This is a genomic window from Nocardia amikacinitolerans, assembly GCF_900215415.1.
In the GTDB taxonomy this organism is placed as follows: domain Bacteria; phylum Actinomycetota; class Actinomycetes; order Mycobacteriales; family Mycobacteriaceae; genus Nocardia; species Nocardia amikacinitolerans.
Genome location: NZ_OBEG01000002.1, coordinates 37,844 through 62,470, shown reverse-complemented (window position 1 = coordinate 62,470; position 24,627 = coordinate 37,844). Strand labels below are relative to the sequence as shown.

27 protein-coding genes and 1 tRNA gene are annotated in these 24,627 nt (G+C 65.4%); 8 read left to right on the top strand and 20 right to left on the bottom strand.

From position 1 onward, the window contains the following. Nucleotides 1-284: 284 nt before the first annotated feature. Nucleotides 285-1,769, bottom strand: a complete 1,485-nt coding sequence (locus tag CRP45_RS08610; RefSeq protein ID WP_097244689.1) for a DUF222 domain-containing protein — start codon at nucleotides 1,767-1,769, stop codon at nucleotides 285-287. Nucleotides 1,770-1,891: 122 nt separating this feature from the next. On the opposite strand from CRP45_RS08610, the gene CRP45_RS08605 reads away from it, so the two are divergent. Next, nucleotides 1,892-1,964 (top strand) — tRNA-Ala (locus CRP45_RS08605). Nucleotides 1,965-2,061: 97 nt separating this feature from the next. Here CRP45_RS08605 and CRP45_RS08600 read toward each other — a convergent pair. The 13 genes from CRP45_RS08600 to CRP45_RS08545 form a co-directional block, all read right to left on the bottom strand. Continuing rightward, nucleotides 2,062-3,381, bottom strand: a complete 1,320-nt coding sequence (locus CRP45_RS08600; protein ID WP_097244688.1) for a tyrosine-type recombinase/integrase — start codon at nucleotides 3,379-3,381, stop codon at nucleotides 2,062-2,064. Continuing rightward, nucleotides 3,315-3,479: a helix-turn-helix domain-containing protein gene (locus CRP45_RS08595; protein WP_179830817.1), complete on the bottom strand. Its 165-nt coding sequence runs from the start codon at nucleotides 3,477-3,479 to the stop codon at nucleotides 3,315-3,317. The genes CRP45_RS08600 and CRP45_RS08595 overlap by 67 nt, the downstream gene beginning before the upstream one ends. 28 nt (nucleotides 3,480-3,507) lie before the next feature. Next, the gene (locus CRP45_RS08590) at nucleotides 3,508-5,220 is read right to left on the bottom strand and encodes a replication initiator (RefSeq protein ID WP_097244686.1); all 1,713 of its coding nucleotides are present in this window, start codon (nucleotides 5,218-5,220) and stop codon (nucleotides 3,508-3,510) included. After that, nucleotides 5,220-5,849 (bottom strand): hypothetical protein, encoded by a 630-nt coding sequence (locus CRP45_RS08585; RefSeq protein ID WP_097244685.1) that lies wholly within the window; start codon nucleotides 5,847-5,849, stop codon nucleotides 5,220-5,222. Before CRP45_RS08585 ends, CRP45_RS08590 begins: the two co-directional genes overlap by 1 nt. Beyond that, entirely contained in the window at nucleotides 5,846-6,004 is a 159-nt protein-coding gene (locus CRP45_RS33740; protein WP_179830816.1) for a hypothetical protein, read from the bottom strand. Before CRP45_RS33740 ends, CRP45_RS08585 begins: the two co-directional genes overlap by 4 nt. Further along, complete coding sequence (locus CRP45_RS08580) at nucleotides 6,001-7,527, bottom strand: DNA cytosine methyltransferase (protein WP_097244684.1); 1,527 nt, start codon at nucleotides 7,525-7,527, stop codon at nucleotides 6,001-6,003. Before CRP45_RS08580 ends, CRP45_RS33740 begins: the two co-directional genes overlap by 4 nt. Next, nucleotides 7,527-7,721 (bottom strand): hypothetical protein, encoded by a 195-nt coding sequence (locus tag CRP45_RS08575; protein ID WP_097244683.1) that lies wholly within the window; start codon nucleotides 7,719-7,721, stop codon nucleotides 7,527-7,529. The genes CRP45_RS08580 and CRP45_RS08575 overlap by 1 nt, the downstream gene beginning before the upstream one ends. Next, the gene (locus CRP45_RS08570; protein ID WP_097244682.1) at nucleotides 7,718-8,044 is read right to left on the bottom strand and encodes a hypothetical protein; all 327 of its coding nucleotides are present in this window, start codon (nucleotides 8,042-8,044) and stop codon (nucleotides 7,718-7,720) included. The genes CRP45_RS08575 and CRP45_RS08570 overlap by 4 nt, the downstream gene beginning before the upstream one ends. Continuing rightward, nucleotides 8,041-8,241, bottom strand: a complete 201-nt coding sequence (locus CRP45_RS33240; RefSeq protein WP_143861383.1) for a hypothetical protein — start codon at nucleotides 8,239-8,241, stop codon at nucleotides 8,041-8,043. The genes CRP45_RS08570 and CRP45_RS33240 overlap by 4 nt, the downstream gene beginning before the upstream one ends. A gap of 110 nt (nucleotides 8,242-8,351) precedes the next feature. Then, entirely contained in the window at nucleotides 8,352-9,665 is a 1,314-nt protein-coding gene (locus CRP45_RS08560; RefSeq protein ID WP_179830815.1) for an FtsK/SpoIIIE domain-containing protein, read from the bottom strand. Between the two features lie 309 nt (nucleotides 9,666-9,974). Further along, the gene (locus tag CRP45_RS08555; RefSeq protein WP_097244679.1) at nucleotides 9,975-10,175 is read right to left on the bottom strand and encodes a hypothetical protein; all 201 of its coding nucleotides are present in this window, start codon (nucleotides 10,173-10,175) and stop codon (nucleotides 9,975-9,977) included. Nucleotides 10,176-10,225: 50 nt separating this feature from the next. After that, entirely contained in the window at nucleotides 10,226-10,903 is a 678-nt protein-coding gene (locus CRP45_RS08550) for a DUF2637 domain-containing protein (protein ID WP_245910021.1), read from the bottom strand. A 2-nt stretch (nucleotides 10,904-10,905) separates the two neighbouring features. Continuing rightward, on the bottom strand, nucleotides 10,906-11,346 hold the full coding sequence (locus CRP45_RS08545) for a hypothetical protein (protein ID WP_245910020.1): 441 nt from the start codon (nucleotides 11,344-11,346) through the stop codon (nucleotides 10,906-10,908). Between the two features lie 157 nt (nucleotides 11,347-11,503). Here CRP45_RS08545 and CRP45_RS33235 point away from each other — a divergent pair, with 157 nt between their 5' ends. Together CRP45_RS33235 and CRP45_RS08535 are read left to right on the top strand one after the other, a co-directional pair. Next, entirely contained in the window at nucleotides 11,504-12,235 is a 732-nt protein-coding gene (locus CRP45_RS33235; protein ID WP_143861382.1) for a helix-turn-helix domain-containing protein, read from the top strand. A gap of 9 nt (nucleotides 12,236-12,244) precedes the next feature. After that, a complete protein-coding gene (locus CRP45_RS08535) occupies nucleotides 12,245-12,727 on the top strand; it encodes an NUDIX hydrolase (RefSeq protein ID WP_097244676.1) in 483 nt (160 codons plus the stop codon). Here CRP45_RS08535 and CRP45_RS08530 read toward each other — a convergent pair. The 3 genes from CRP45_RS08530 to CRP45_RS33735 all read right to left on the bottom strand — a co-directional run bounded on the left by CRP45_RS08530 (nucleotide 12,703) and on the right by CRP45_RS33735 (nucleotide 15,106). Continuing rightward, nucleotides 12,703-13,230, bottom strand: a complete 528-nt coding sequence (locus CRP45_RS08530; protein ID WP_218841121.1) for an HD domain-containing protein — start codon at nucleotides 13,228-13,230, stop codon at nucleotides 12,703-12,705. The two genes, CRP45_RS08535 and CRP45_RS08530, sit on opposite strands and share 25 nt — an antisense overlap. Nucleotides 13,231-13,310: 80 nt before the next feature. Then, the gene (locus CRP45_RS34220) at nucleotides 13,311-14,360 is read right to left on the bottom strand and encodes an HNH endonuclease signature motif containing protein (RefSeq protein ID WP_218841120.1); all 1,050 of its coding nucleotides are present in this window, start codon (nucleotides 14,358-14,360) and stop codon (nucleotides 13,311-13,313) included. Between the two features lie 521 nt (nucleotides 14,361-14,881). Beyond that, nucleotides 14,882-15,106 carry a hypothetical protein gene (locus CRP45_RS33735; RefSeq protein ID WP_097244674.1) on the bottom strand — a complete coding sequence of 75 codons (225 nt, stop codon included), beginning with the start codon at nucleotides 15,104-15,106 and terminating at the stop codon, nucleotides 14,882-14,884. A gap of 262 nt (nucleotides 15,107-15,368) precedes the next feature. Between CRP45_RS33735 and ssb the strand changes: the two genes are divergently transcribed. Continuing rightward, the gene (gene ssb, locus CRP45_RS33730) at nucleotides 15,369-15,779 is read left to right on the top strand and encodes a single-stranded DNA-binding protein (RefSeq protein WP_097244673.1); all 411 of its coding nucleotides are present in this window, start codon (nucleotides 15,369-15,371) and stop codon (nucleotides 15,777-15,779) included. A gap of 570 nt (nucleotides 15,780-16,349) precedes the next feature. Next, entirely contained in the window at nucleotides 16,350-16,856 is a 507-nt protein-coding gene (locus tag CRP45_RS08505; protein ID WP_097244672.1) for a hypothetical protein, read from the top strand. 674 nt (nucleotides 16,857-17,530) lie between these two features. Here CRP45_RS08505 and CRP45_RS33225 read toward each other — a convergent pair. Further along, on the bottom strand, nucleotides 17,531-18,862 hold the full coding sequence (locus CRP45_RS33225; protein ID WP_143861380.1) for a PIN-like domain-containing protein: 1,332 nt from the start codon (nucleotides 18,860-18,862) through the stop codon (nucleotides 17,531-17,533). A gap of 1,307 nt (nucleotides 18,863-20,169) precedes the next feature. Here CRP45_RS33225 and CRP45_RS08495 point away from each other — a divergent pair. Then, nucleotides 20,170-20,706, top strand: a complete 537-nt coding sequence (locus CRP45_RS08495; protein ID WP_097244670.1) for a helix-turn-helix transcriptional regulator — start codon at nucleotides 20,170-20,172, stop codon at nucleotides 20,704-20,706. A 28-nt stretch (nucleotides 20,707-20,734) separates the two neighbouring features. Here the strand turns inward: CRP45_RS08495 and CRP45_RS08490 are convergent, their stop codons facing one another. Both CRP45_RS08490 and CRP45_RS08485 read right to left on the bottom strand, forming a co-directional pair. Next, nucleotides 20,735-21,610: an alpha/beta hydrolase gene (locus CRP45_RS08490; RefSeq protein ID WP_097244669.1), complete on the bottom strand. Its 876-nt coding sequence runs from the start codon at nucleotides 21,608-21,610 to the stop codon at nucleotides 20,735-20,737. A gap of 40 nt (nucleotides 21,611-21,650) precedes the next feature. Next, nucleotides 21,651-22,079: a nuclear transport factor 2 family protein gene (locus tag CRP45_RS08485; RefSeq protein ID WP_097244668.1), complete on the bottom strand. Its 429-nt coding sequence runs from the start codon at nucleotides 22,077-22,079 to the stop codon at nucleotides 21,651-21,653. 134 nt (nucleotides 22,080-22,213) lie between these two features. Here CRP45_RS08485 and CRP45_RS08480 point away from each other — a divergent pair, with 134 nt between their 5' ends. Together CRP45_RS08480 and CRP45_RS08475 are read left to right on the top strand one after the other, a co-directional pair. After that, the gene (locus tag CRP45_RS08480) at nucleotides 22,214-23,005 is read left to right on the top strand and encodes an esterase/lipase family protein (RefSeq protein WP_218841119.1); all 792 of its coding nucleotides are present in this window, start codon (nucleotides 22,214-22,216) and stop codon (nucleotides 23,003-23,005) included. 224 nt (nucleotides 23,006-23,229) lie between these two features. Further along, on the top strand, nucleotides 23,230-24,606 hold the full coding sequence (locus CRP45_RS08475) for a flavin monoamine oxidase family protein (RefSeq protein ID WP_097244667.1): 1,377 nt from the start codon (nucleotides 23,230-23,232) through the stop codon (nucleotides 24,604-24,606). The last annotated feature ends 21 nt before the right edge of the window (nucleotides 24,607-24,627 follow it).

The window sequence follows — 24,627 nt, the reverse complement described above, 5'->3', positions numbered from 1 at the left end:
GCGGCGCGCATTCGGCGCAGCGGCGCCGACGCGTCTGCCGCTGAATTCGCGGGAGTCGAACGGCGACCCTCGAGGTCATCGAGCCGCGTGTCTTCTCCCGTCACGTCGACCGGGTGCCGAGGTGTGGGCCGGCCGGGAGTGCGATCCTCGAGTGCTGCTCCGTGGCTGGTGCCCGCGGATGGCAGGTCGGATGATCCGGCTCCTTTGGCGCGCATTCGGCCGAGTCGGGTGAGCCGACTGTTCCGTGGCGAGACGCCGCCCTTTCCGGCCGGTCGGTGCGCGACTCAGGCGTGGTGTGCGGCGTCGTCCGGGATGTCGTCCTCGGGGGCGATTCGGGCGAGTTGGCGGTGCAGCGGGATGTGGCCGTCGAGCGGGTAGAGCAGGTCCTCGCCGGTCGGGCGGTCGGCGGTGAACGCGGTGATCGGTGCCTCCCGCTTGGACGGATTCGACTCGGTCGGGCTGCTTCGGGCGCGGTTCGACGCATGGTCGCATGTCGTTCCGGTGGCACTCGAAACAGCTTGCGTACCAGCAGTTTCGATCGATGGAAGTTCGATATCGGTGTGCGGGAACAGATATCGCGCACCCTCGCGCACGGTGGTGTGCACTTCACCGTTCGGCGCGGTCCACTGCCACCGATCGCGATCGGCGCGCCACACCCGCCACTGTTTCCGCTTGTCCGCCAACGACTTCAGTCGTACGTGCCGCGAACAGAGCACCGCGAGTCCGCCGCCGCTGCGCTCCAGTTCGCCTTCCGCGGCGGGAATCGTGCAGCCCGGAAACCGGCACATGCCGTCCACCGCCCGAATCTCGCTCGCGATGCGTCGCAGCGCCGCCTCCTCGTCTTCGGTGTGCTCCCGAACCACCTGAAACGTCGCATGCTCGGCCAGCAGTCGCGCCAGCGCCGCATCGATCGGCCCGTAGCCGGCCAGGAACGCGGGCGCCTCCCGCATGTCGAGCAAGGTGTCCGCGGCGATCCCGATCTGGATCAGCGGCCGTCGCGGCGGTTCCGCGGGAACGCCGGCCTTGGGACACCGTTGGCCGCGGCCGCAGCGGCAACGCAGCCGTCCCGACCCGTCCGCCAGCGCCACCAGCGCGTCGGCCCGCCGCTGCGGCATCGTCCGCGGATCCGCCGCGCAGACCTGCAAGCTCATCTCCCGCAACCGCATCGCGACCGTCTGCGCGCCGGGCGCGGGCAGCAGCCCGTCGAACACCGCCATGCTGTCCTGCACCGCCCGAATCCGCACGTCGCGGTCCTCTTGCCGCCGTTCTCGACGCCGCTGCGCGCCCGCCGGATCCAGCCGGTTCGCCCACCGCCGCGCCGCCTGCCGCAGCCGCGCCGGATTCGTCCGCGCCGCCGCCTCCAGCAGGCGCGGCTCCAGCGCGTCGACGACCTCCTTCGTCAGCACCCGCGTGCTGTCCACGATGACCCGCACCTTCGCAAGGTCGATCCGCCCCGCCGCGAACGCCATCCGAGTGCGAGGCAGTGCCTCCTCGAGCACCAACCCGACATCGATCAGCGCCCCCGCGGTGCCCTCGTCCACATAGAGCGCGACCGCCGCCTCGGCCGCCGCGAACTCCCCGGCTCGCACCCCGCCCGGCCCCGGCTCCGCGCTCGCTGCCCGATGCCGCCGATACAGCTCACGCACCGCGAACACCTCCGCCGCCTGAGCCGCGGCCGCCGCCCCGTGCACCGCCCTGAGCGCCTCGATCAACCCTTCGTCACTCATGGCCCCGAAGTCCATCGCAGAGAGCTGATTCTGTTCGAACATGTGTTCGATTCTACGGTTCGAGTTCACTCCGCCGCCACCCCTTTTTCCAGGCGATTTGGTTGCAGACACGCCGGTGGTGTAACTTTCATCAGGCGCGAGGGAAACCGAGCGCGACCCACCAAGGGGCTATGGCGCAGCTGGTAGCGCACCACACTGGCAGTGTGGGGGTCAGGGGTTCGAGTCCCCTTAGCTCCACTCGAACAAAAGGCCAGGTACGGAAAAATTTCCGGACCTGGCCTTCGTCATTTCCGAACCTCTCACGAGTGCCGTTGACGACACGACCGACGACAGTTCATATCGCGGTGTCGTCGGCCGAGGCGCCGAACAGGGCATCCATCGAATCCAGCGCGTCGCGCTTCACCGCCTCGATCACCTCCAGATAGATCCCGGTCGTCACGGTGATCGAACTATGCCGCAAGATCTTCTGCACCGTCGCGGCCTCCACGCCCTTCGTAAACAGCAGCGTCGCGCACGAATGACGAAGATCCTGCACCCGCACCTGCGGAACACCCGCCGTCTCGCACAACCGTTTGAACATGCGATTGACGTTTCGCGGCTCGATCGGACGCCCGAGTCGCGTCGTGAACACCGGCCCGGATTCCCGCCACTGATTGCCCGCGGTGAATCGCTCCTCCATTTGCTTCTTCCGATGCCCACGGAGGATCGCCAGCAGCGGCCGCGGGATCGGAAGCGTCGCGCGGGAACCGTCGGTCTTGACCTCTTCGAGCTTCAGTTCGCCATCCACCCGATGCAATCCATGGCGCACCACCAAACGACCGGCAGTCAGGTCGACGTGCTGCCACTCCAGCCCGAGCGCTTCACCGCGGCGCAACCCCATCGCCAGCGCCACCGCCCACAACGCGTGAAGGCGATGTTCCTCGGCCGCCTTGAGCAAACGCTGCGCCTCCGGTCTGGTGAACGCGCGAACCTTGTAGTCGCCGCCGCCGCGGACCTTGACCGAGCGAGCCACGTTCCGGCTCACCAGCTCCTCTTCGACCGCATCTTGCAGCGCGGCCCGCAGCACCCGCAGCACGTGGCGAATGGAGTGGATCGATAAGACGTCGCCACAGCATTCGGCCGGCGTCTTCGCGCAACAGCGCGGCTTGGCCCGGCGGGCGTCCTTCTTCTGGCCGCAGCACTGGCACTTGGTGCGAAGGCCGTTGGCGAACTCGCGCACATGGCGACTCTCGAGGCTCTTGAGTTTCCGTTTGCCGAGCCCCGGAACGATGTGCAGCCGGACATCACCCTCGTAGGTCGCGTAGGTGGTTCGCCGGATCTTCGGCTCGGCGATCTCCTCCAGCCAGTACCTCATGTACTGCGCGACCGTCATAGTCGTCACGTCGACCGGAATTCTCTTGCGCTGCAACTCCTTCAGCCGCGTGCGCTCGGCGTCCGCCTCTTCCCACGTCGCGCCGTAGACGCTGATCCGCTTGCGCTTGCCCTCCGGGGTTTCCACGAACAGCTTCAATTCGTAGCGGCCGTCCTTACGGGCGCCGATCGTGCCGGAACCGTTCGGATTGCGCTTACGCTGCCTCTTCTCGACCATCACGCCGCCCGGTCGATCAGATCGGAGATGTAGGCGTCGAAGGATTGCCGAACAATCCGCCTGCATCGACCGAGCTTCACCGACTGCACTTCACCCGCCCAGATCAGCTGGTAAATCACATACCGGCTGACCTTCAATTCGTCGGCCGCCTGCTGCACCGTCATGAATTTCTCCGCCATTCCCGATCCCTCCCTACGCTGCTCGTCCAACTGCCGAAATATCTTGCTGTGCAGCGGCTCCCGCTGCGATCAGCGCGTTGGTGTATTCCGCGTGCCAGGCCGTGCGCCGGGCGATCTCACCGAGGATGAGGTGGTCGCGGGGTGGGGCGGAGTGGTCGCCGGGTTCGACCGGTCGCACGATCAGGTGGCTGGTGTCGGGTTTGACGATGCCGACCTTGGCGAGCAGTTGCCGAACGAATTCGGCCCGGTCGGCCTTGTGATCCGGGAGGGTTTTGCCGGACCAGCGGCGAGAGACCACCACACGACGGCCGGGCAGGCCGAGGGTGTCTCGGCGGTGGGCTTTGCCCTTGCAGCGGCCGGGCACGGTCTTGTCGCTGGCGCCCTGAGGCACGATGCCGTAGCGCAACCACACCGCGCATTTCGGTGAGCACGGGGTGTGCTGAAGTTCGGCGTGCAACCGGTCGTAGTGGATCGCGGTCCGGGTCGAGTCGGTTTCCAGGACTTCGCTGATCGACTTCGTCAGGTACTTGGTCACGTAGCCAATGGCGCGGTCGGCCTTCTCGCCGGGGATGTAGCCCTTCATGTGGCCGGGGTCCATGCGTTCGCCGAACCGCACCGTGTAGGCCGGTTCGAGGTCGTCCACCGCGTCGAGCACGTCCAATGCTTCATCCCAGCCGGTCAACGGCTGCCCGGTGTCGGGGTCGATGAACGTCAATGCACGGTAGTCCCAGACCGGCATCCGGTCGCCGGAGTAGACCTCGTGTTCGGGGTCGAAGTGTGGCCACCACACCTGGTGGTAGGTCGCCGCGGTCACCAACCGGAGGAGTTCGCGGGAGATGGCACCTCGCAGCAACAGGTGCAAGTGCGGGGCGCCACGCCGCTGGGGCTCCACGGTGGCGAAGTACTGCACGTCATAGCCGACCGCCCGGCGCAGGTTCTGAATCCAGCGATCGACCAGCTTGGAGAAGAACACGATGTCACGGGCCGCGCGGGCGTAGTCGTAGCTCTCCGGGTCACGCGGGGAACCATCGCCGCAGGGCTTGCCTTCGGCATCCACCGCACCGTCCTGATTCATCGCACCGTAGGACGGCATGGTCAGGGTGACCATCATCGAAGACCGGTAGCCGCCGATCACCTTGCCGACCGTGTGCCGCTCCACCTTCCGCCGCGGCAGATCCGGTACATCCTGGCGCCGTTTGGTCGAGCGGGTACGCCGCTTGCGCGGTTTCGGGTCCAACGGCGGGATCGGGCCGCGAAACCCGGAATCGCGAAGGTCGCGGTCCAGGTCGGCCACGAGTGCGGCGATGGCGTCGGCCATCTCGTCGTCTCCGTCGTCGCGAGATTCGCGGTACTGCTGGGCGAGATCGGCTCGGGCGGTGAGCAGTTCGGTTTGCTGCTCGGACGGGTCGCGGGTGTCTTCGACGGGTTCGGTGTCGGCGTGCCAGCCTTCGCGGCATTGGGTCATCCGCAGCCAGCGAGCCTTGTCAGCGCACGGCTTGCACACCGAGGCTACGGTGGACTTGCAGGGTGCGCCGATGTACTCCTCGGACAGGGTTTTCGGGTTGTAGACCTGCATCGGCACCGGCCGCACGCACACCCCGAATTTCTCTGCTGTCGCTTGGGCCACGTCGGTGAAGTCCGGGAGCGCGCGACGCTGGGCCGCGGTCTGCCGCTCGGTGGTGGCCGTGATGTCGGCGGCCGTGGCGGTCGATAGGTCGGTGGTCATCAGGCGGCTTCCTTTCCCCAGTCGAGCCCGCCATCGATGTGGGGCAGGGCGATCGGATCGGCGAGCGAATCACCGTGGCGGAAAGCGAGTTCCACGGTCGCGGGTCCGGTGATGGTGGCGCGGCATTCCTGGGCGCCGAACGCGTGCGCGAGGTGGGCGACGCGGTTTTCCCAGTCGGCGGGGCAGTGGCCGGGCAGCATCCGCACCCGCACCCGATCCACGCTGTCACCGATCCGCACACCGAGCAGGCGCGGCACGGTGGTGCGGTCGTCGGCGGTGACGGTCAGGTGGCAGGCGCTCATCAGGCGAGTCCAGCGGCGTCGGTAGCGCAGCCAGGTCAGGAACCGGTGCCGTGCCCGCCGAGATACCCACCGCTCGAAGGTCTCCGGGCTCCGGTCTCGCCAGAGCACCATCCCCGCGGCGGACACCCCGACCACCATGGCCGCCCAGGCGGGTCCGAGGAAGACGCCGGCGGTGACCGCGAGCGCGATTGGGGCCGAGACCATCGGGAACAGCAGCGCCCACCAAACGGTGACGCCGAGTCCCGTGATGAGCCCGGCGCCGAGGTTGAGCACGGCCAGGCCGAGCAGGTCGAACGGGTCGCGGTCGGTGTGGGTTTTCGTGGTCACGACCGGTTTCCTTCCTTCGGGTCGAACAGCGACAACTGCCCCGTGCAGGGGCTGTGCAGGTCCTTGCGCCGTCGCTTCGAGTTGGCGACTTGATCGGCCGCGGCTTGTACGATCGGATTGACTCGCGCGCCAGACGATTTGGGTTTGTCGGTCATGCCGCGACCTGGTGTCCGAGGGCTTCGGCGACGGCGGAGACGAGGTCCCGTGCGGCGGGTGGGGTGACGGCGTTTCCGGCTTGGCGGACCTGTTCGCGGCGGTTGCCGAGGATGACGTAGGAGTGGTCGAAGGCCATCGCGCGGGCGATCTCGCGGGGTTCGAGCATCCGGAACTCGCAGTCCGCCACCTTCGGCGCCGGGACGGTCAGCCCGTGGTGGGTGCCTGCCGCGGCGACGGTGTCGAGGGGTTCGGTGACCGGTTTGGCGGTGTTGTGGTTGCGTAGCGGGACGATCAGGGCGTAGCGGTCGCGGGTGGTGGCGGTGCCGTGGGGTTCGCTGGCCGGGCGGGCGGTGCCGTTGCCGTAGTAGGGCATCAGCAGGGCGGTTTCGCTGCGGGTGGTCATCGTGCGCATCGGATCACCCGTCGAGCGGGCATTGAGGCCCTCGCGGCCTTCCACCGGGATCAGCAGCCCATCAGCCTCGCGGGTGGTGCGGGTGGGCATCGGGTCGACGACACTGGTCGCCTCACTGCGCCAGGTACCGCCCGCGGGGACCAGGAACGCGGGCACCTGCGAGGCGGTCAGCGTCGGCGCTGGGGCGGTGACCGCGGTGGTCATCTGCGCGAAACTGCCGCGCGGGGTGTAGTGGCGGACCACGAACGGGTCACCGGCGAACTTCGCCAAGCCCGCTTCGATGCGCTGCATGGTCTTGTCCGCCAACGGTTTGCGCCGATCACCGATGCGTTCCCCGCGCAGGCTCCAGTCGATCGCCGTGGAGGCGGGCAGCCAGGCCGGTTCGACGATCGCGTTGCGGCACGACACCGACGGGCAGCGCCAGACGTATTGGGCGCGGTAACGCCCCCACCGCCGACGCGGGTTCTTCCACCCCTGCACCGCCACCACTTCCCGGTCACAGGTGACGCACCAGGCTTTCGGGCGGGTCCAGCGGTTCAGGTCCGGGGCACGGTCCCCGGTCCGCCAGCACACCACATACAACCGGTCCCGCGACTGCGGTGCCGGATCGCCTGCGGCTTGGGCGTGCATGGAGTTGAGGTAGACCACTTCGTGGCGGTAGCCGAGCAGATCCAAGGCTTGCAGCCAGGCGGGCCACATCACCCACCTCGCGGCGTCGACGACGTTCTCGACGATGATCGCCCGGTACTGGTGGTGCTCGGCGAAGCGCACCACATCCCACATCGTCGCCCGCGACCGCTCCGCCGCCTCATCCGGGAGGATCTCGCCGAACAGGTCGGGGGTGGAGTCGATGTTGCGGCGCCGACCCCGAGCCACACTGTGGTTGGTGCACGAGGGCGAGGCCCACAACACATCCGTGCGCGGGAACAACCGCGGATCGACCTGCGAGAGGTCCGCGCAGGCGTGGTCGGTGCTCGGGTGGTTGGTGTTGTGGGTTTCCACCGCCAACCGCCAATGATTGGCCGCCATCCGCACCATCACGCCGGGGACTTCGGCGGCGCCGGAGCTGGAACCGCCAGCGCCGCAGAACAAGTCGGTGATCGTGAGCATCACGCCGCCTCCGGCCCGTAATCGTCGATGTCCCAGGCCGGGACCGAGCCGGTCTCGATGAGCAGGTTGACCGCGATCGCGAGCGGGTCCAAGCCGCGAGCTTCCAGCTGGCAGCGGCGCCGCGCCACCAGGTCAATCACGTTGTCGTCGTAGCGGGCAGTGGTGGTCTTGCGGGTGGTGGTCTTGCGGGTCATTGCTGGGCCTCGATTTCGGGGACGCCGCACCGGTCGCAGGTGCGGGAACGGGTGGTGGCACCCAGCGGCCACACGGTGGTGTGCCAGGTGTCGGGGAAGGTGTGGCCGTGGGCGACGCAGTAGTTGGTGGCCCGGCAGCCGTCGCAGACAACCGTCACGCCGTCGAACAGCCAGCCGACACCCGCGGCCTGCAAGTCCAGGTGGGTGATGGCCTGGGAGATGGAGTCGAAGCAGATGGCTTCGTTCTCACCCTCGGTGTAGTGGTCCCCGCAGGACTCGCAGTAGACGACCACATGGGTTTCGGTGACGAAGCCGCGCTTCACGCCAGCACCTCGGCGATGTACAGGCCGCAGAGCGTGCACTGGCGAGTCACCAAGGTTTCGCCGCTGGCGATGACACCGATCGAGGTGTGCCAGTCGTGGCCTGGGTTGAAGCACCGCGACAACGGCAGGCAATCCGGGCACATCAGCCTGTCGCCGTAGAGCTCCCAGCCGTCGGCACCGTCGACGAAGAAGTCCATAGCCTCATCGATCGAGCTGAACTCGCACGGCTTCCCTCCCAGCGGACCGAAGGGTTGATCGCAGTGACAGCAGTTGGCGACGACGCGGCCGACCGCGGTGAATCCCCGCTTCATGCCGCCACCCCATCCACGTCGTCGTCACCGAGGTCGTCGGGGTCGAAGTCGCTGTAATCCTGAGTCGGACCGGTGATTTCAGGTGCTGGGGAGTAGGCGGCGACGATCGCGTCGGCGGCGTCGTCGTCCACCCAGTAGGCGCGCACCCGCACGAACCCGGTGGTGCCGTCTTCGCCGACGTAGCCGACACCGGGCGTGTGTTCGCTGATCTCATCGCAGCGGGCGCCGCGGTCGCGGGCACCTTGGCCGTGGACCATGGTGGTTTGGGTCGGCTCATCCAGCCGCAGGCCGATGCGGATCGGGAACAGCTGCCGGTTGGGCATCGTCTCCTTGGACGGGTCCTGCAAGGCCGCGATCACCGACACCGCCGCCGCCCGGCCCTGCGACAACAACAGACCGGTCAGGCGCCGGAACTCCTGCTGCTCTTCACGAGTGGCGTAGGAGGACAGGGAGGCTGCCTCATCGATGATGATCAGGATCAGCGGCTCATCAGTGCTGGGCACGATCTTGCGGATGCCCTCCGCACGCATGCGGGCGAGGCGTTCGCGCATCACCTCGACCGCTTCGTTGAGCATGGCGAGGATGCTTTCGGTGTCGGTGGAGAAGCGGACGAACAGCTTGTTCTCACCGCGCCCGAACTCCGCACCACCCTTGGGGTCGGCCAGCCACACATCCACCAGACCGGTGAGGATGGCCATGCCGAGAGCGGCCAGGATCGACCACAACACGCTGCCTTTGCCCGAACCGGTGGCACCGGCGAGCAGGATGTGCCCGTAGAGCACCCGCACTCGCCAGGTGTCGAAGTCCTCGGTCACGCCGACCGGGACCGCTTCCAGATCCACCACACCCGCCGTGGCGGGCACCGCGGTGGTGTCGGCGAGGGTGTCATAGACCCGCAGGTCCAAGCGCACGAACCCAGGATCGGTGGCCGCGACCGTCACGGCCGGGACGCCGAAGTAGGCGGCCAGCGCCGCGCGGGTGTTGTCGTTGTTCCAGTCCTTGACCGACTGCCCGCCGAGCATCTGCACATCGACCGACATGCCGAACTCGGTGTAGGCCGCGGAGACGATGTTCGGGTAGCCGGTCTGTATCGAACCCAGCTTGAGAGCAGGCCACATCAGAGCCAGTTGCGCCGAGTCGGTCACCAGCAACACCGCCGTGCGCAGCTCCGGAGCAGCCGCGGCGACCTCACGGGCATTACCTGCCGGTTGCGCGGCCGCACCGCGCGCGGCGATTGACCGTAGCCACCACAGTGCCGAGGCCCCCGTGCACATACCACCGGCGAGCATCACCGTTCCCGCGATACTCATTTCACAACCCCCAACCTTGCGGGCTGCGCTCCAACTCGCAGAACAAGCGGCACTCATCCGGAGCCGGAGCGGGGGACGAAGCCGGAGCCTTGTCGGCATCAGGCCGACCAAGACCGGCGTCCTCGCAGAACATCACGCACCCGAGCGGGGCCGGACCCGGATTCTCGGTTGTGGTGACCGACACCGAGGAGGACGGCGCAACCGGGACCAGTGGAGCCGGAGCATCCGAGGTCTGGTCCACCAGAACCCCGACGCCGGCCAGCAGGCTCACCAACGCCGAAAGACCCGTCGCGACAGCAGGAACAGACATCACGCCGCCGCCTTCACCAGATCGACGCGGTAGGCCGACGCGGCGGCCACGTCTGCGAGTCCGGCGTCGAGCAGTTCGCGCAGCAGCCGCGCCTGCTCCACCTTCAGCTGAAGCGTGATCGAACCCAAGTCCACGAACATCCGGTCGCTGAAGTAGTGCACTGACAGTGCAGCGTTGAAGTCGTGCACGCTCAGCGACACGAGAAGGTCATTAGGAATGGCCGTATGCGTGGGCCAACCGACATCAGACATCACATACCCCCAACGGGAACGGCGATCGGCAGCATCTGCTGCACCGGTCGCGAGGAACGAACAGGAACGGGAACCGGCGCGACCACACGCGGCACGGCCGGAGGAATCTCGGGAACCGGGACAGGACGCGCAGCGGTGACCGGTTCGGGATCAGGGACCGCCACCGCAACCGAGGCAGGCTCGGCGACCGGAACCGGGTCAGGTTCGGGGTCGGACTGCGGCTCAACCGAATCCACCACCGGCACCGGCGCCGAACGGCGTTGCGCCGCGCGGAACAACAGCGCCAGACCGTGCGTATCGGCGAGCAAGCTGATCGGGGCGATAGCCGCGACCAGGGCAGCCGCCCACGGCGGGAGATCCCGACCGGCCGCGACCGCGTGCAGCGAGTTGCCCGCCACCGACACCGCCGAGCCGACCACCAGAACCGCGAGGAAGAACCGACGCTCCGGGGAACCGGTGCACACCAGCACCCCAGCCGTCGCCAGCAGAATCGTGCCGTCCACGATCAACGGGAACAGGAACGCATCGCGCGCGGGAACGTGAGCCAGCACCGCGAGATCCTGCAATGTGGTGAACGACAGCCGAAACGCCGCCGCCCCCACGCCCAGGATGATGACCACGGCGGACCAACGCGCCCAACGCATCCCCGCCGACATCGCCTGGTCCGCCGCACCCATCGTCAGGCCGCCTTCGCCTGACGGGCCGCACCCGGATCGGCCGGCGTCTGCTTCGCACCCGAGGTGTCGCCCTTGATGCCGGTCGCGCGGACATACCAGCCGATCGACTTGAAATTGCCGTCGCCGACCATCCGGGGCTTGACATGCAGCCCCTCCAACTCGATCGGGGTCATACCCGGCACGATCTCCGGCGCGGCCGGAACCGGCTGCACATCCGCGACGAACGTGATATCGAAGCTGGCGCTCTTCGCATTCGGGGCGGTCGGGTCGGTCACAGTCGCCTTCCACAGGCGCTTACCCGAGCCACGGCCCTCCTGATCCAGGTCGACCCGCTGAATCTTCGGCGCGTTCCGGTCCTGGCTGAACTCCAACCACGGAGCCACCTCGCCCAACAGGAACAAACCCTTCGGGAACGCCTCACCGAACGCCGGGGAGAACCACACATCCTTCAAAGCCATCTTCGAATCTCCTTGTGCTGGCGTGTATTACGCGGCCGCTGTGGGCCGGTAACTTCCGACACATCAAGAGTCGCCCGACATATAGGGACGAAATAACCCAAGAATAGGGACATTTGGGGACACTTTGAGCTAGAGTGGAGACATGACGAACGAACGCCTCCGGGGTGCAATGGCGGCCGCGAATCTCACGAAACACGCGCTGGCCGAACGGCTTGAGATCAGCACAAAGACCATCGAACGATGGATCACTCAGGATCGATGCCCGCATCCGGGGCTTCGGCTGAAGGTCGCCCGCGAGCTAGGGCACGACGAGACCTATCTTTGGCCAGAACTGTTGGCAGGCAGTCGATCCGCCGCCGCATCACTGTCGGAACTGGTACAGATCTGGCCGACTCGCCCCGAAGTGCCGCATGAGGTTTGGCGGTCGCTCATGAAACAGGCCGCTGGCCACATAGATGTCCTGGTGTACGCGGGAGGGTTTCTCGTTGAGTCCCTCGACTTTGTCAACGTCGTTCGCACGAAGGCTCAAGCGGGAGTACAGATTCGAATCCTCCTCGGGGAGAGCGACGCACCAGAGGTCATCACCCGAGGGCGCGAAGAGGGCCTGCCGTCGCTCCCACAGCGGTGCGAATCGACGCTCGAATACCTCCGGGAGACGATGGACCTGCCGATGGTGGATATTCGAACCCATCGCACGACCCTGTACAACAGCATCTATCGGTTCGGCGACTCGATGCTGGTGAACACGCACAGCTACGGTGCGTATGCCGCGAAGTCGCCGGTTCAGCACCTCCAGCGGATCCCGGGCGGTCGCCTGTTCTCCTACTACCAGGACTCGTTCGAAGCCGTTTGGAAGACCGGACGACCCGCGTAACCTAGCGGCATGGGACGCCGGATCGACTACCACCAGGACCCAAACGCGCCAGCGGCGAACAGTGTCCGACCGAGCGCGGCCGCATTCGTCCAGCGGAACGGCGCAGTCTTGCTGATATGCAGGTCCGACAACGGAAACTGGTCCATGCCTGGCGGTGCCCATGACCCAGGCGAGTCCCTGAGTCGCACAGCTGTTCGTGAGACTCAGGAAGAGACCGGCGTCGATATCCACGTGACCGGCATCGTCGGGATCTTCACAGATCCGACCCACGTCATTCACTACACCAGCAACGACGAGGTGCGCCAGGAGTTCACCGTCGTCTACCGCGGTGAAGCAGTCGGCGGAAGCCCCACGACCAGCGACGAAAGTACGCGGGTCGAATGGGTACCTGTCGATCGAATCCCGTCCCTGGCCATGGACCGCAGCCAGCGGAAGCGGATCGACTGGGCCCTCAATGAGAGCGAGCCCTACATCGACCCGGATGCCCGCTGAACCGCCATCCTCAACCGCGGTTCCGCTCGAGTAATCGCGGTGTGAACGACACTACCTGGCTCATACCGCCTCAGGATCTCGGTGAGCCGTTCATCCACTGTGAAGTCCTCACCATTCGGCCCAGTGCCCAGGTCAGCCCACCACAGAAAGTCGTCGGCCATGTCGAGCCCGGCGACATCGACGACCCGGAATTCATCGAAGATGTGCGCGTCCAGCCCGCGCACCTCCGCTTCAACCTCGGCTGCCGTGTGGAAGGCCACCAAGTGGCACACTGCCCGCGAGTATCCGAGCGATCGCAACAGACGAGCACCGTCGATCGGATGAAATCCAATGTCCGGGCGCCCATAGCCCACATCGTGCAGATACGCCGCCGTGACCGCGTCTGCACGTAGCTCCACCGGCAGCAGCTCGGCAACGCTCTCCATCCGCCGCCCGACAGCGAGCGAATGAGCCCGCCGCGATTCCGTCAGCGAAGACAGCAGCTCAGCCATGGCCTCTTTCACGGCCGCCATGCTACGCCGGGCACCATCCCGAGCTTGTTTCCGAGTATCGCCACATTGCACTTGCGCGTCGGCATTGCGCTCTAAGGCACCGGCCACACCCCTGTCCACGGATGGTCTTGGGGAACGTGATCGGTTCGTCCCTGTCGTTTAGCGAGTCGTCTCCCGGCAATGTGATACGCCCATGCGTGAGTGGACACCTTCCTCTCTACCCCGAAATGTTTGCTGGTGGCTGCGTCGAGCACATGGTGGTATTCCTCCAGCAGCTCCCATGAGGCTTCAGCGAATTCGCCCTCTGACCAGCGGTAGAGGTGTTTCAGCTCGAACCTCACAGCGGCGAGAAAGCGCAACTCGCTACGGTCCTTTGGCTCCGTCCGTCCGCCGCGACTGCGTACCCAATCCTTGATGTCCTCGGATGCCCCCGACCATTTACTACCCGAATCACGGATCTCCGCGTAGTCCACCCAGGCCCAGAAAGCTTCTGAGTCCGCGATATCCGGAGCTTGCCGGTGGTGTTCAGGACACAGCATTGCGAAGTTACGGACATCCATTGATCCGCCTAGAGCTAGTGGCACTACATGTGCCCGCTCTGCGGGGGTGCCCCAGCAGATCAAGCACGCGGGATCCATCCCGAGGTAGTCGGCGATCGCTTCAAGCGCTGGCGCTGTCTTTCTCGATGCTGCTGTTGTCTCGCGAGGGCGCAAGGCAAGCAGATCGACGTCATACCAAAATCCTTCCCCGTCTGGCGGGTAGGCGATCTGGAGGTCGGTCGGGATATCGTTCTGCTGCCGTTTCGAGTTTCGGGCGTGATAGAGAGGCGTCTTCGCCTCAGTAAGGAACGGAAACAGAAGCTGGGGGATGAAATTTCTCATCAGCTCATACGCGTCATGGTCGTATCCGCCAGCGTCGTTCCGATGCCCCTGCACGTCCAAAAACAGATGCCGAGGCTTGCCTGGATGCGCGCGCTGCACGTTATGAATGACCTCGAAGATGCGACGTACACAGCGCTCGAAGTTCTCATAGACAGCCATGTCATGGTAGATCACGGCCGCACGGGCAGTCGAAGGCTGGTGGCGGCGATTCGCCACCCGTTTTCGTGACCGGCTCTTCGGCATGGATGAATCTTCGCCCATAGCGCTACCTGACGTCTGTGGTTCGAACATGCTGCAGTGCCGCACCTTCGGTCAGCAAACGACAGCAGCAGCCACCTCCGTCGTCCTCGCATGTATGCCGGTTGTTGCCGAATTTCGCCATACAGGATCAAGGCGGCGCGCTGGCGCGCGCCGCGCCACGCAGCGACCCACAACGGCCGCGCTCCGCAAGCTCCGCGCGGCCGGAGGCTCGGCGTCGCGCGGCACACACCAGCGAGCCGCGAGGATCCAAGTAACAGGCGAATCCGGCAGCCGACCGCCGCAGCCATGCTCGACAACCGGACCCGCCCGGAGCGAACCCGCTCACCACGGCCGGACCAGCACAACGTCTCACCGACGCCGGCACTGCTGCTGCCGCCGCGACCGCACCAGCTGCCCCGTACACTCCGACCCTCCAGCTCGACGACCACCGCACCGACAGCGAGCCCGAACCCGCCACGCCACTTCCCATCCTCACCGACGCAGGACTCCACGCACAGACACCGACCGGCACCAGCGCCCCGTCACCCCTTGGTCAGACTGTCACCGGCGAGCCGAGCCAGCCCACCCCATCCGCCGCCCCGAATCACGATCTCGGCGGCGTCGACCCCTCCGTCACGCTCACGACCGACCCGACGACCGTTGAAGACGACGGTGCAGCCGATCACGAGCCCACCGACGCCGGCGCCCCGAGGTTCGAGAACGCCACCAAGATCTCCGCCGCTGGCAACGACACCGCCGCCGTCCACGACAGCGTCCTCCCGGCGCGGTTCTCGAACGGCTCCCGGTGCTCGGCGGGCCGAATGCCACCATGGCAGGACCTACCCGATCCCGCCAAGGCCAAGCACAGTCACCACAAATCCGCCTCACCAATTGAGCTGCCGCACAATACTTTTCAGTGAGACAGATCCGCGGCGAGCCTTGACGAGACCGCGCATCCCCTGCCACCGCGTCCTCCGTCCCACCAAGCACCGGGAGCCGCCCGAGCCCCCACCCCAGGAGGAAGCCGCCATGGCCAACCACGTCACCGTCACCATCACCGGACACCTCGCCGACAACCCCGAACCCCGCGTCACCAACACCGGCAAACTCGTCACCAACTTCACCGTCATCTCCAACGACCGCCGCTTCGACCGCGACCGCAACGAATGGATCGACGCCGCCAAGACCGTCATCCGGATCAACTGCTGGGGCGACCTCGCCCAGCTCGCCGGAGACAGCCTGACCAAGGGCTGCCGCGTCACCGTCACCGGTCACCGCCTGACCGTCGACCCCTACATCGGCAGGGACGCCAAGCCCCGCGCCGCGCTCGAACTCACCGCCGACACGGTGGCCGTCGACCTGAAGGGCCAGACCGCGCAGATCACCCGCTACGCCCGCAACGGCAGCACCAGCACCGACGCCACCGAGCCGCCGTTCTGAACCAGCCGCGGTGACCGGGCCCGCTCCAACCGGGTCCGGTCACCGAGCACGGCCACCGCGATCAACTGCCGAATTCCCCTATTACTTAGATTAAAGAGCCCAAACCGATTTCCGGTCTGGTCCGCATCTTCTCGCGTCCTTCGGCCGCGTGGCCCCGGACTGGATGGACCTGCATTGTGTTCACGCGCCCCTCCAGCGTCAAGGGCGCCTACGGCGTCAGCTCCGCTGATGGCTACCGCCACCCTTGACCCTGGAGCCTCTGCGCGCGAAAGGGCAGGCCCTATCGGGGCAGGCGGGTAGCCTGCCCCCTCCAGCGCAGACCCACCCAGCCCGGGCCAAAAGACAGCCATGGGTCCTGTTCGCGGCCAAGGCATCCGCTTCGGCGACGTGGCAGCATGGCCACCCATTCCTGTCTGATCGCTTCACACGACGACCGAACAGTGCTGGGCACGCCGCCTGCCCTACCGGACTTACCTCCCGCGGCCGAGCACGACTCGGCCCCCACCCAGCCCGGTCCACCGGCTGTGGTTACCTTCGATCGCCGTCGATGTCAGCTACTATCGCCCGTCCATGACCGGTCTTGCCATTGCCGCCTTCGTGGTGTCCATCGTCTCTCTTCTCTGGAACATCGGCCTAGCTGTCGTTCGATGGCCGCGTATCGGCGTCGTCATCAGGCCCACGGTCACAATCACGATGGGTGAAGCTGGAAGTGCGACGGACACATATCAATTGGTGGTACTCAACCAAGGAGCGGAAGCCGTGACCATCGCAAACATCGGCCTACGATCCGAAGACCGAACGCTTGTCTTCGACTACGACAACGTCGCCCGCAGTGCCAACCCCGTCCTTCCCGGAGGTGAGGCACTGCCGACCCGGATCGAAGGACATGGCTGCCTTGTCTGGACATTCGACGAAGACCTACTGGCGATGTTCCCACATGGCACCAAGGTGTACGGGTTCGCCGACCGATACCGGACGTTCCGGAAACGGCCAGCACGACGTATGAACCCGATCCGACGAACCGAAACAATCATTCCTTCTCACCGCAACGGCGGCAGACGCGCAATCAGCGCGTAGACCTCACTCGCGTCTTCCGACCGCCGTGGCCTGCTGAATGGTGGCAGGCCCTACGGGGCAGGAGGTGAAGCCAGCTGGGCCGATAGATCACCCAGATCTAATCCATGGGACGAAGAGAGTTCGTTGCGTCTGGTCAGGATCAGGAGACCACCCGTAAGGCCCTGGCAGACGTTCTTGGTTGCATTCCACATTTCACCGAACATGGCCGCTCCCTTCGAGGATTCCTTGTCACTGGACCTGAGCTGGTTTACGGGACCGCTGAGTTTCGTCTCCAGGACGGGGAAAGCCACGAGTACTACAAAAACGCTGCACACTGCCAAGACCTGCAGCACCGAATCGAACGGCGCACCAGACCCGTACCACACGCAACGACCTGACTCTTCCCCCTCTTTGTGACCGCCTATTGCTGAACGCTTGGACCCCCAGGTGTGCAGCTCTGAGGGTAGACGATGCTCTCACGGCACCAACACCGGCGTCAACGCCAGCGCGGTCGGGATGATGCTGTCCGCAGTCCGCAGACAGTCCGCGGTGGGGCCGCAAGCGACCGACCACCACCAACGCTCCAAGACACCGAAGAGCCAGGTCGGCGACGAATGACGATTGCGCCCAGCTACTGCCAACCGATACAAACGCCGAGAGGGACGAACTCAAAAACTGTTGTCCGACAGAACGTGTTAGGCCGACCCGTTGTCCGGATCCGGATCCTGTGCCTCGCCTTCCGCCTGCCCCTCCTCGACGTCTTCATCTTCGTTATCTGCATTGCCACGCCCGCTTGACGAATAGTCCGCAGCCTGCCTCATCTTTCGGAGGGTCTCCGATGGCAGCACCATGGATTCCGCCATCTTCCGGAAGCTCTCCGATGGCAGCACCATGGATTCCGCCGCCTTCCGGAGACTCTCCGATGGCAGCACCATGGATTCCGCCATCTTCCGGAAGCTCTCCGATGGCAGCACCATGGATTCCGCCAACTGTCGAAAACTCTCCGATGGCAGCGAAGTAGCCGTCAGTCGAACTTCTGCTTCTTCTTGCTGCTGGACCTCCGATATTGCCCCGTCTGACAATTTGACCCCGAGATACTTCCTCGCTCCCTCCATGAATTCCTCAAGGGATGCAATGTGCACCTCGGCGCCGACTTCCCTCTTGAATTCATCCAGTAGTTCTGGTCGAGGTCCGGCAACCTTGTTGGATTGGTTCAATACCCACCAGTCCTCCTTGCTGTCACCTGTCACGAACAGCACATCTCGCGATTTGTCTGCGGGAAGAGTGCTGAACCGGTCCAAGAGTTGACGCCAGACCAGGTAGTCACCCGCGCGCCCGAGATCTGTGTCCTTTCGGCCAACATCTGCATAGCCCGGAGGGATCAGGTTGGGGTAGCGAAAGGCGACAGCGAACTCCACATGCTTTCGCAGGTCAGCACTGGAGTATGCGGGACCGGTTCTGCCTGAAAGGATATCATCAAGCTTCTTGAGGACTCCATCGTCGGCTAGATCCTGGGCCGAAAATCCGACCTCGCGATCCAGAGTCTTGAGCTCGTTGATTACCCCATCCCATACTTTTTTCAGCGAATCTCTGATCCCCTTCTCATCGGCTCCCGACTCTGCTAGAGACCATTCGCGGTTAGTGCGCCTACGCTCTCGAAATTCGCTGAATATCAAGGCCTTCTTATTTAGCGAATCAATCGCATCTTGGGCAGATTTTCGCAATTCCTTTTCTGCGGCGGAAAAGTCGCTTTGCCTGTCGAATACGACTCGTTTTCTATTTCTTGAGTATTCGAGCCCTACCTGGTGTGGGATCCATATCCGGGACTGCACTTCATCGAGTAATTCGAGGATCTCTTCTCGAGTTGCGGATGCCAGTCGATATAGCTCTAGGAGGATGTTCGCGTCCAGCACAATGGTTGCCTCTTTGAAGAATCTTTCCGGATTCTTCTCAGACTCGTCAAGCCAGGCAGAGAAATCATCTGTGAACCGCCTCTGTTGCGACGGGTCCGGCGCGTTCTCATTCACAGCGATAGAGGCTACCCCTGAGCCGGGGAACATTGCGACGAATGCCACCCGGCCACGCTGTGTGAGGAAGTAGTTCGTATACGCCGCGCTCGATGTAGGCAAACCGTCAGAGCGGGACCAGAACGGGACCGCACGTCGTGAACGCTCACCGCCGACCAGCACCTTTGAAACGGGCACACGCGGTCGAAATTATGCTCTGAGCTGCATTTTTTGCCATCGGCCCGATCTGGGGGTCAAGTTGGTTGAGCCGCACCCAGTTCGACGACACTTCTGACGACAACGCCGACAACAGTTTCACCCGGCACCCCCTCAGCGACATGAAGTTCGGTACCCGATTGCCCCTGATCACTGACCGCGCCCATGTCTGGCAGTGTGGGGGTCAGGGGTTCGAGTCCCCTTAGCTCCACAGGACGGCAGAGCCGCAGGTCAATGGCCTGCGGCTTTGCTGTGTTCGTCGCAAGGCGCGATCCACGAGGCGATCATGGTCGTGCGTTCCACAGGGCGCTGACCGGGAGGGCGCGGAACTTCGGAACGAACGGGAGGGTTTCGGTGCCGGTGTAGAGCGCGTATCCGGCGAGGAGGTCGTCGCCCAAACGTTCCTCGAGGTGGCGGAGGCCGCGGAAGTCCTCGGCCGTGACGGTGGCCGCCGCTTTCAGCTACCGCCATTTGACTACCGTCGATAGTGAAATGGATTCGACGGTAGTCATATGGCGCTTAGTTGATCTTGGTAAGCAGCCATTTGACTACCGTCGATTTGCGCAAGATGGTGAGCCGGCGAGCGAGGGCGCCGGGCGCCAGGAGTTGACCGGACCTCGCCGCGACGGGGTTGGTCAGGGTGAACATCTACGCGCCGCGTTCGATCTCGGACAGCGGCATCACGTCTCGGTTGATCAGATCGGCGACGTAAGTGTGCGCGTTCTGCCGCAGTGTTCTTGCGCGTTCTGCCGCTACGATCGTGCGCTTCTTGCCGGCGTTGGAAGAACTGCGTTGCCGGAGCGATGTCGACCAGTCGACTGTTTGATCTGCAGGTGATTCGTTGCGGTCGCCACCCCACGCGCAGTCGTCGGCAGTTCCGGACCTTCGGCCAGTTCGACAGGACACCGCAGCGAAGTGCGGAAGTTCATGCGGTGACTCACATTTCGAGGGGCGGTGTCGTCGTTCTAGGCGAGACGAATTCATCGAGCGCGCAGGAGCGCTCTGGTTTCGCGGAGAACCATGGACACATTGCACAACGGTGACCGCCGGGCGCTGGTGGTCGGTCTCGGGGTCAGTGGGGTCGCGTCGTCTCGGGGCAGGCGAGGGCCACGATGGCGCTGAACCGGCTGGGGCTCACCGCCGAGCAGGAACGCATTTATCGGCGACTGCTGCGAGAACACGGGCTCGACGAGGCGCCTACTCCGGCCGAGCGTGCGGTTCTCGCCGAGCTGCGCGCATTGGGGTTGTTGCATGATGATCTGACCCCCAAGTCCCCGGCCGCAGCGGTGGAGATACTGATGCATCGACGTCTTGCCGAGGCGCAACGCCAGCTGGCCGGACTGTCCGCCGCCTGGGACGCGCTGCGGGAACTGGACGCGGAACATCGCACGGGAAATCCGGTGAGCCCGGTCGAATTCCTGCCCACCCCAGCCGATTCCGCGCGGCGAATCCACGAACGACCGTTGTCCGCCACGGAATTGCGGGTCTTGCAGGCGCTGACCTGCCACGACACCGACGAAACCGCGGCACGATCGATGAACGTGTCGGTGCGCAAGTTCCGCGCCCACGTGGCATCGGCGATGGACCGCCTCGGCGCCAGGACCCGGTTCCAGGCCGCTCTGCTCGCCAAGGAGAAGGGCTGGCTGTGAAACCGGGGTGGCAGTGCTCGAGGGTCCGTCAGAGCGTTCGGGCGAAGTGCGCCGCGACCGTATCGATGGCGATGGTGACCTGCGGCTCCTGGTCGTAGAAGTCGAACTGACTGCCCTGGGTCCACAGGAAGTCCTTCGGCCCGGCGAGCCCGGCGTGGAACCGGCGCGCCCCCTCGGGGATCGCCGCGTCCTCGCTGTGCACGAGCACGGTCGGCTGGGCGATCCGCGAGGCGGGCGCGATCGAGTCGTGGGTGAGCCAGTCGACCCAGGACATCACGGCGAACCGGTTGGGCCACAGCGGGATTCCGCCGCGTTCCGGATTGAGGTAGAAGTCGATCTCGTACGGCATGGCGGCCTGTTCCTCGGCGCTGCCCACCACCGGCACGTAGTCGACCTCGCCGGTCTCCTCGAACCGAGCGCGCGCGGTGCGTCCGGCTTCGATCTTCGCGGCCACCTCCTCGGGCCCGCCGTAGGCTTGCTCACACACCGCGGCGTCGTGCAGCCACGGAGCGACCAGCGCCAGCGCCTTCACGCGGGGATCGCGGGCGGCGTTGCCCGACATGTACATCGCGGCCGCGCAGATGCCGAGCGCGCCGATGCGATCGGCGTCGACCGCGTCGTGTGCGGCGAGAAAGCCGACGGCACTGCCGATGTCGCTGATCTTGCGTTCCGGCGACTCGACGTCGCGCGGAGAACCGTCCGACTCACCGAAGCCGGTGAAATCGAACGACAATGCCGCGTAACCACGTTCGGCCAGCCGCTGGGCGTATCGATCGGCCATCATCTCCTTCACACTGGTCCATGTCCCCGCGACCACCACGCCGGGTACCGGTCCCTCGGTATCGGGCAGAAACAGGTTGCCGACGAGTTTCACACCGGCACTGTCGAATTCGACCTTCGTCATTTCGTTCCTCTCGCGGAAGCGGTCGTCGCTGTCAGTGCTTTCATCCGGGCAGCAGGCCGCGATTGCCGTCGCCCCACAGCGCGGTCATCACCACGCCTCGGATCCGCCAAGTGCCGTCGGTGCGCACGAGGTCGAACCGGTAGCTGCCGCCCAGCGTCCACAACGACGCGCCGAAGGCGTCGGCTTTGCGGTGCGTCGCCTGGAACGAGGCCGTGCACACCGCGGTGTCACCGTCGATAGCGACCAGGTGGTTGGCAAGCAGATGCTGGGTCGCGGCGAACCCGCCGAGGGTCTCCCGCCAGGCGCCGACGATCTGCTCCGGGGTCAGCACCACCGGTTCGCCGCCGTTGAGGCTGGTGTAGTCCAGCGTCACCTGTTCGGCGAAGACTTGCTCGAGTGCGTCCCAGTCGCGGTGATCGGTAAACCAGACCATGCGGGTACAGGTGTCGATGACATCGAAACGATCCATACACCGATCCTTACCGCCGAACCCCTTGCGCCGGAAGGGCAGTCGCTGCACATCCCCTGCAACAAGCTGCACCACGGGCACCGGACCGGCCGACCGGGATCGATCAGCGCTGCCGGAACGCGGCGGCATGGGCGGTGAGCGGCTCGACACGGTCATGTTTCACAGTGAGCGGGATAAACCTTGCGGCGCTAGTTTCTGTCTGCTCGCAGCGCAGCGAGCAGATCGGAGTTCGAATCATGCACATCACATCGATCACGCGCCGCCTCGCGATGGCCGCGATCACCGCGGTCGCTACGGCTGCCGCTTCACTCGGCATCACCGTGCCGGAGGCCGCTGCGGCGCCGCCGCGAGATCCGATCCTTTTCGTCCACGGTTGGCAGGGATCGGCGTCGAACTGGGACTACATGTGGGGCCGATTCCTGGGCGCGGGGTACTCCATAAGAGAGTTGGCACGATTCAGCTACGACAGCTCCCAGTCGAACGAGGACATCGCGCTGGAGGTGAAAGCGCAGGTCGATGCGCTGCGCGCGAAGACAGGTGCCGCCAAGGTCGACGTGGTCACCCATTCGATGGGCGGCCTCAACAGTCGCTGGTACCTGAAGAACCTGGACGGCCTGAATTTCGTCGACGACTGGGTCTCCATCGGCGGCCCCAACCACGGCACCGACAGTGCCAACGGATGCTTCGACGCCTCCTGCGTGGAGATGCGGCCCGGCTCGGCCTTCCTGGCCGAACTCAACAGCGCCGACGAAACCCCCGGTCAGGTGAACTACGGCACCTGGTGGTCGCCGTGCGACGAGATCATCAACCCCGATGAGAGCACCATTCTCAGCGGTGCCGCCAACACCCGGACGCTGTGCCTAGGCCATCTCGGGCTGCTGTCGTCGGCGACGGTTTTCGATGGCGTGCGCAACTTCGTGAAGTAGCGGTTGAGCCTCTGCCCCGTCTACGCATCTGCGAGGCGGGGCCGAGTGCTTCTCGAGGTCTTGACACCCTCCGGGCGGCGCTCCTATATTCGAACCCGAATCGAATTCGTGTATCGGAAGTTCGCCGGAGTCGTGCCTGCGCCGGTCGGACGGATTCACCCGACTCTCCCTCGGTGGTCGGCCTGGCCGCCGGGTTGTTCGGAACGGCGAAGTGAGGAAGAACGATGACAGATTCGCGCAGCAGTGAGCTGACCGCCGCGACCGCCCGCGAACAGCAGTGCGATGTGGTGGTCGTCGGTGCCGGTATCGCGGGACTGGTCGCGGGCGTCACGCTCGCGCCTTCGGAAGACGTCGTCGTTCTGGAATCCGCGAGCAGGCCGGGCGGGCGTGTGGAGTCGGTGTGTCGAGGGGATTACTGGCTCAATATCGGCGCCCAGTTCACTGAAGGCACCGGGGTGCTGTTCGACGTGATCGACAAGTACGGCATCCAGCTCGGATCCCTGGCCGACGCGAAAGTCGCCCTCTATCGCGAGGGCCGGACGGTACGCGCCGACAACCCGGCGTGGATGCTCCTGCGCACCCGGATGTCACTGCGGGCCAAGGTCGAGCTGGCGATGCTCGGGTTGCGAATCCAACGTGTCTACAACCGGTTCATGGCCAACAAGAACGCCGAGGACGCGCAGGCTTACCGGGCGTTCTTGGACTCGCAGCCGGCGTCCTGGCTCATGCGCGGCGTCAAGACGGACGAGGTTAGGGAGATCTTCTCGGATTGGGCCGGTCAGTGGATCGGTTGCGATCCCGAGGAGACCGCGGCGACCCAGCTCGCCTTCTCGATCGGCACGCAACTCATGAAAGCGTCGGAGGTGCCCAACTTCGCGCTTCCGGTCGGCGGCAACCAGGCCTTCACCGACGCACTGGCCGACGAACTGGGGACGCGCTTGCGTCTCGGCGCCCACGTGCGATCCGTGACCTGGAACGACGACTACGCGACTGTCCGGTACACCGATGCGACGGGTCCGGTGACGCTGACCGCGCGGCGCGTCGTCATCGCGGTGCCGACCGACAGCGCTCTGCAGATCTTGACGGACCTGCCCGCGGAATACCGTGCCGCCCTTGGCGATACCAACTACGGCCGGTACATCCTCGCGGGCATCTTCACCAAAGAGGAAGGGCCGCAGCGGTGGGACGACTACTACGCCATCGCGACGCAAGGCATGTCGTTCCAGGCGATCTTCAATCATTCCGCGCCGCAGCGCACCGGCGGTCCGCGTAAGCCCGGTGGCGCGCTGGTGTGCCTGGCGGGCGGTTCACGCGCCGACGACCTGAACAAGCTCACGGACGAGCAGATCGAGGCCTTGTTCGTCAGCGACCTCGTCAAGGTGCTACCCGAGCTGAAGGACAAGATCGAGCACGTGGTCGTCAAGCGGCAGCCGCGGGTGGTGCCCTACTGGGCGCCCGGCAAGCGCGACGCCCAGCGAACGCTCGGTCGCTCCCTCGGCCCCATCACGTTCGCCGGTGACTTCCTCGGCGACCCGTCGCTGGCGGCCGCCGCCGACGCGGGACAGCGCGGCGCGGATGCGACCCGCGGGGCTTCGGCCTAGCCCGTCACGAGTAGTTCTTTT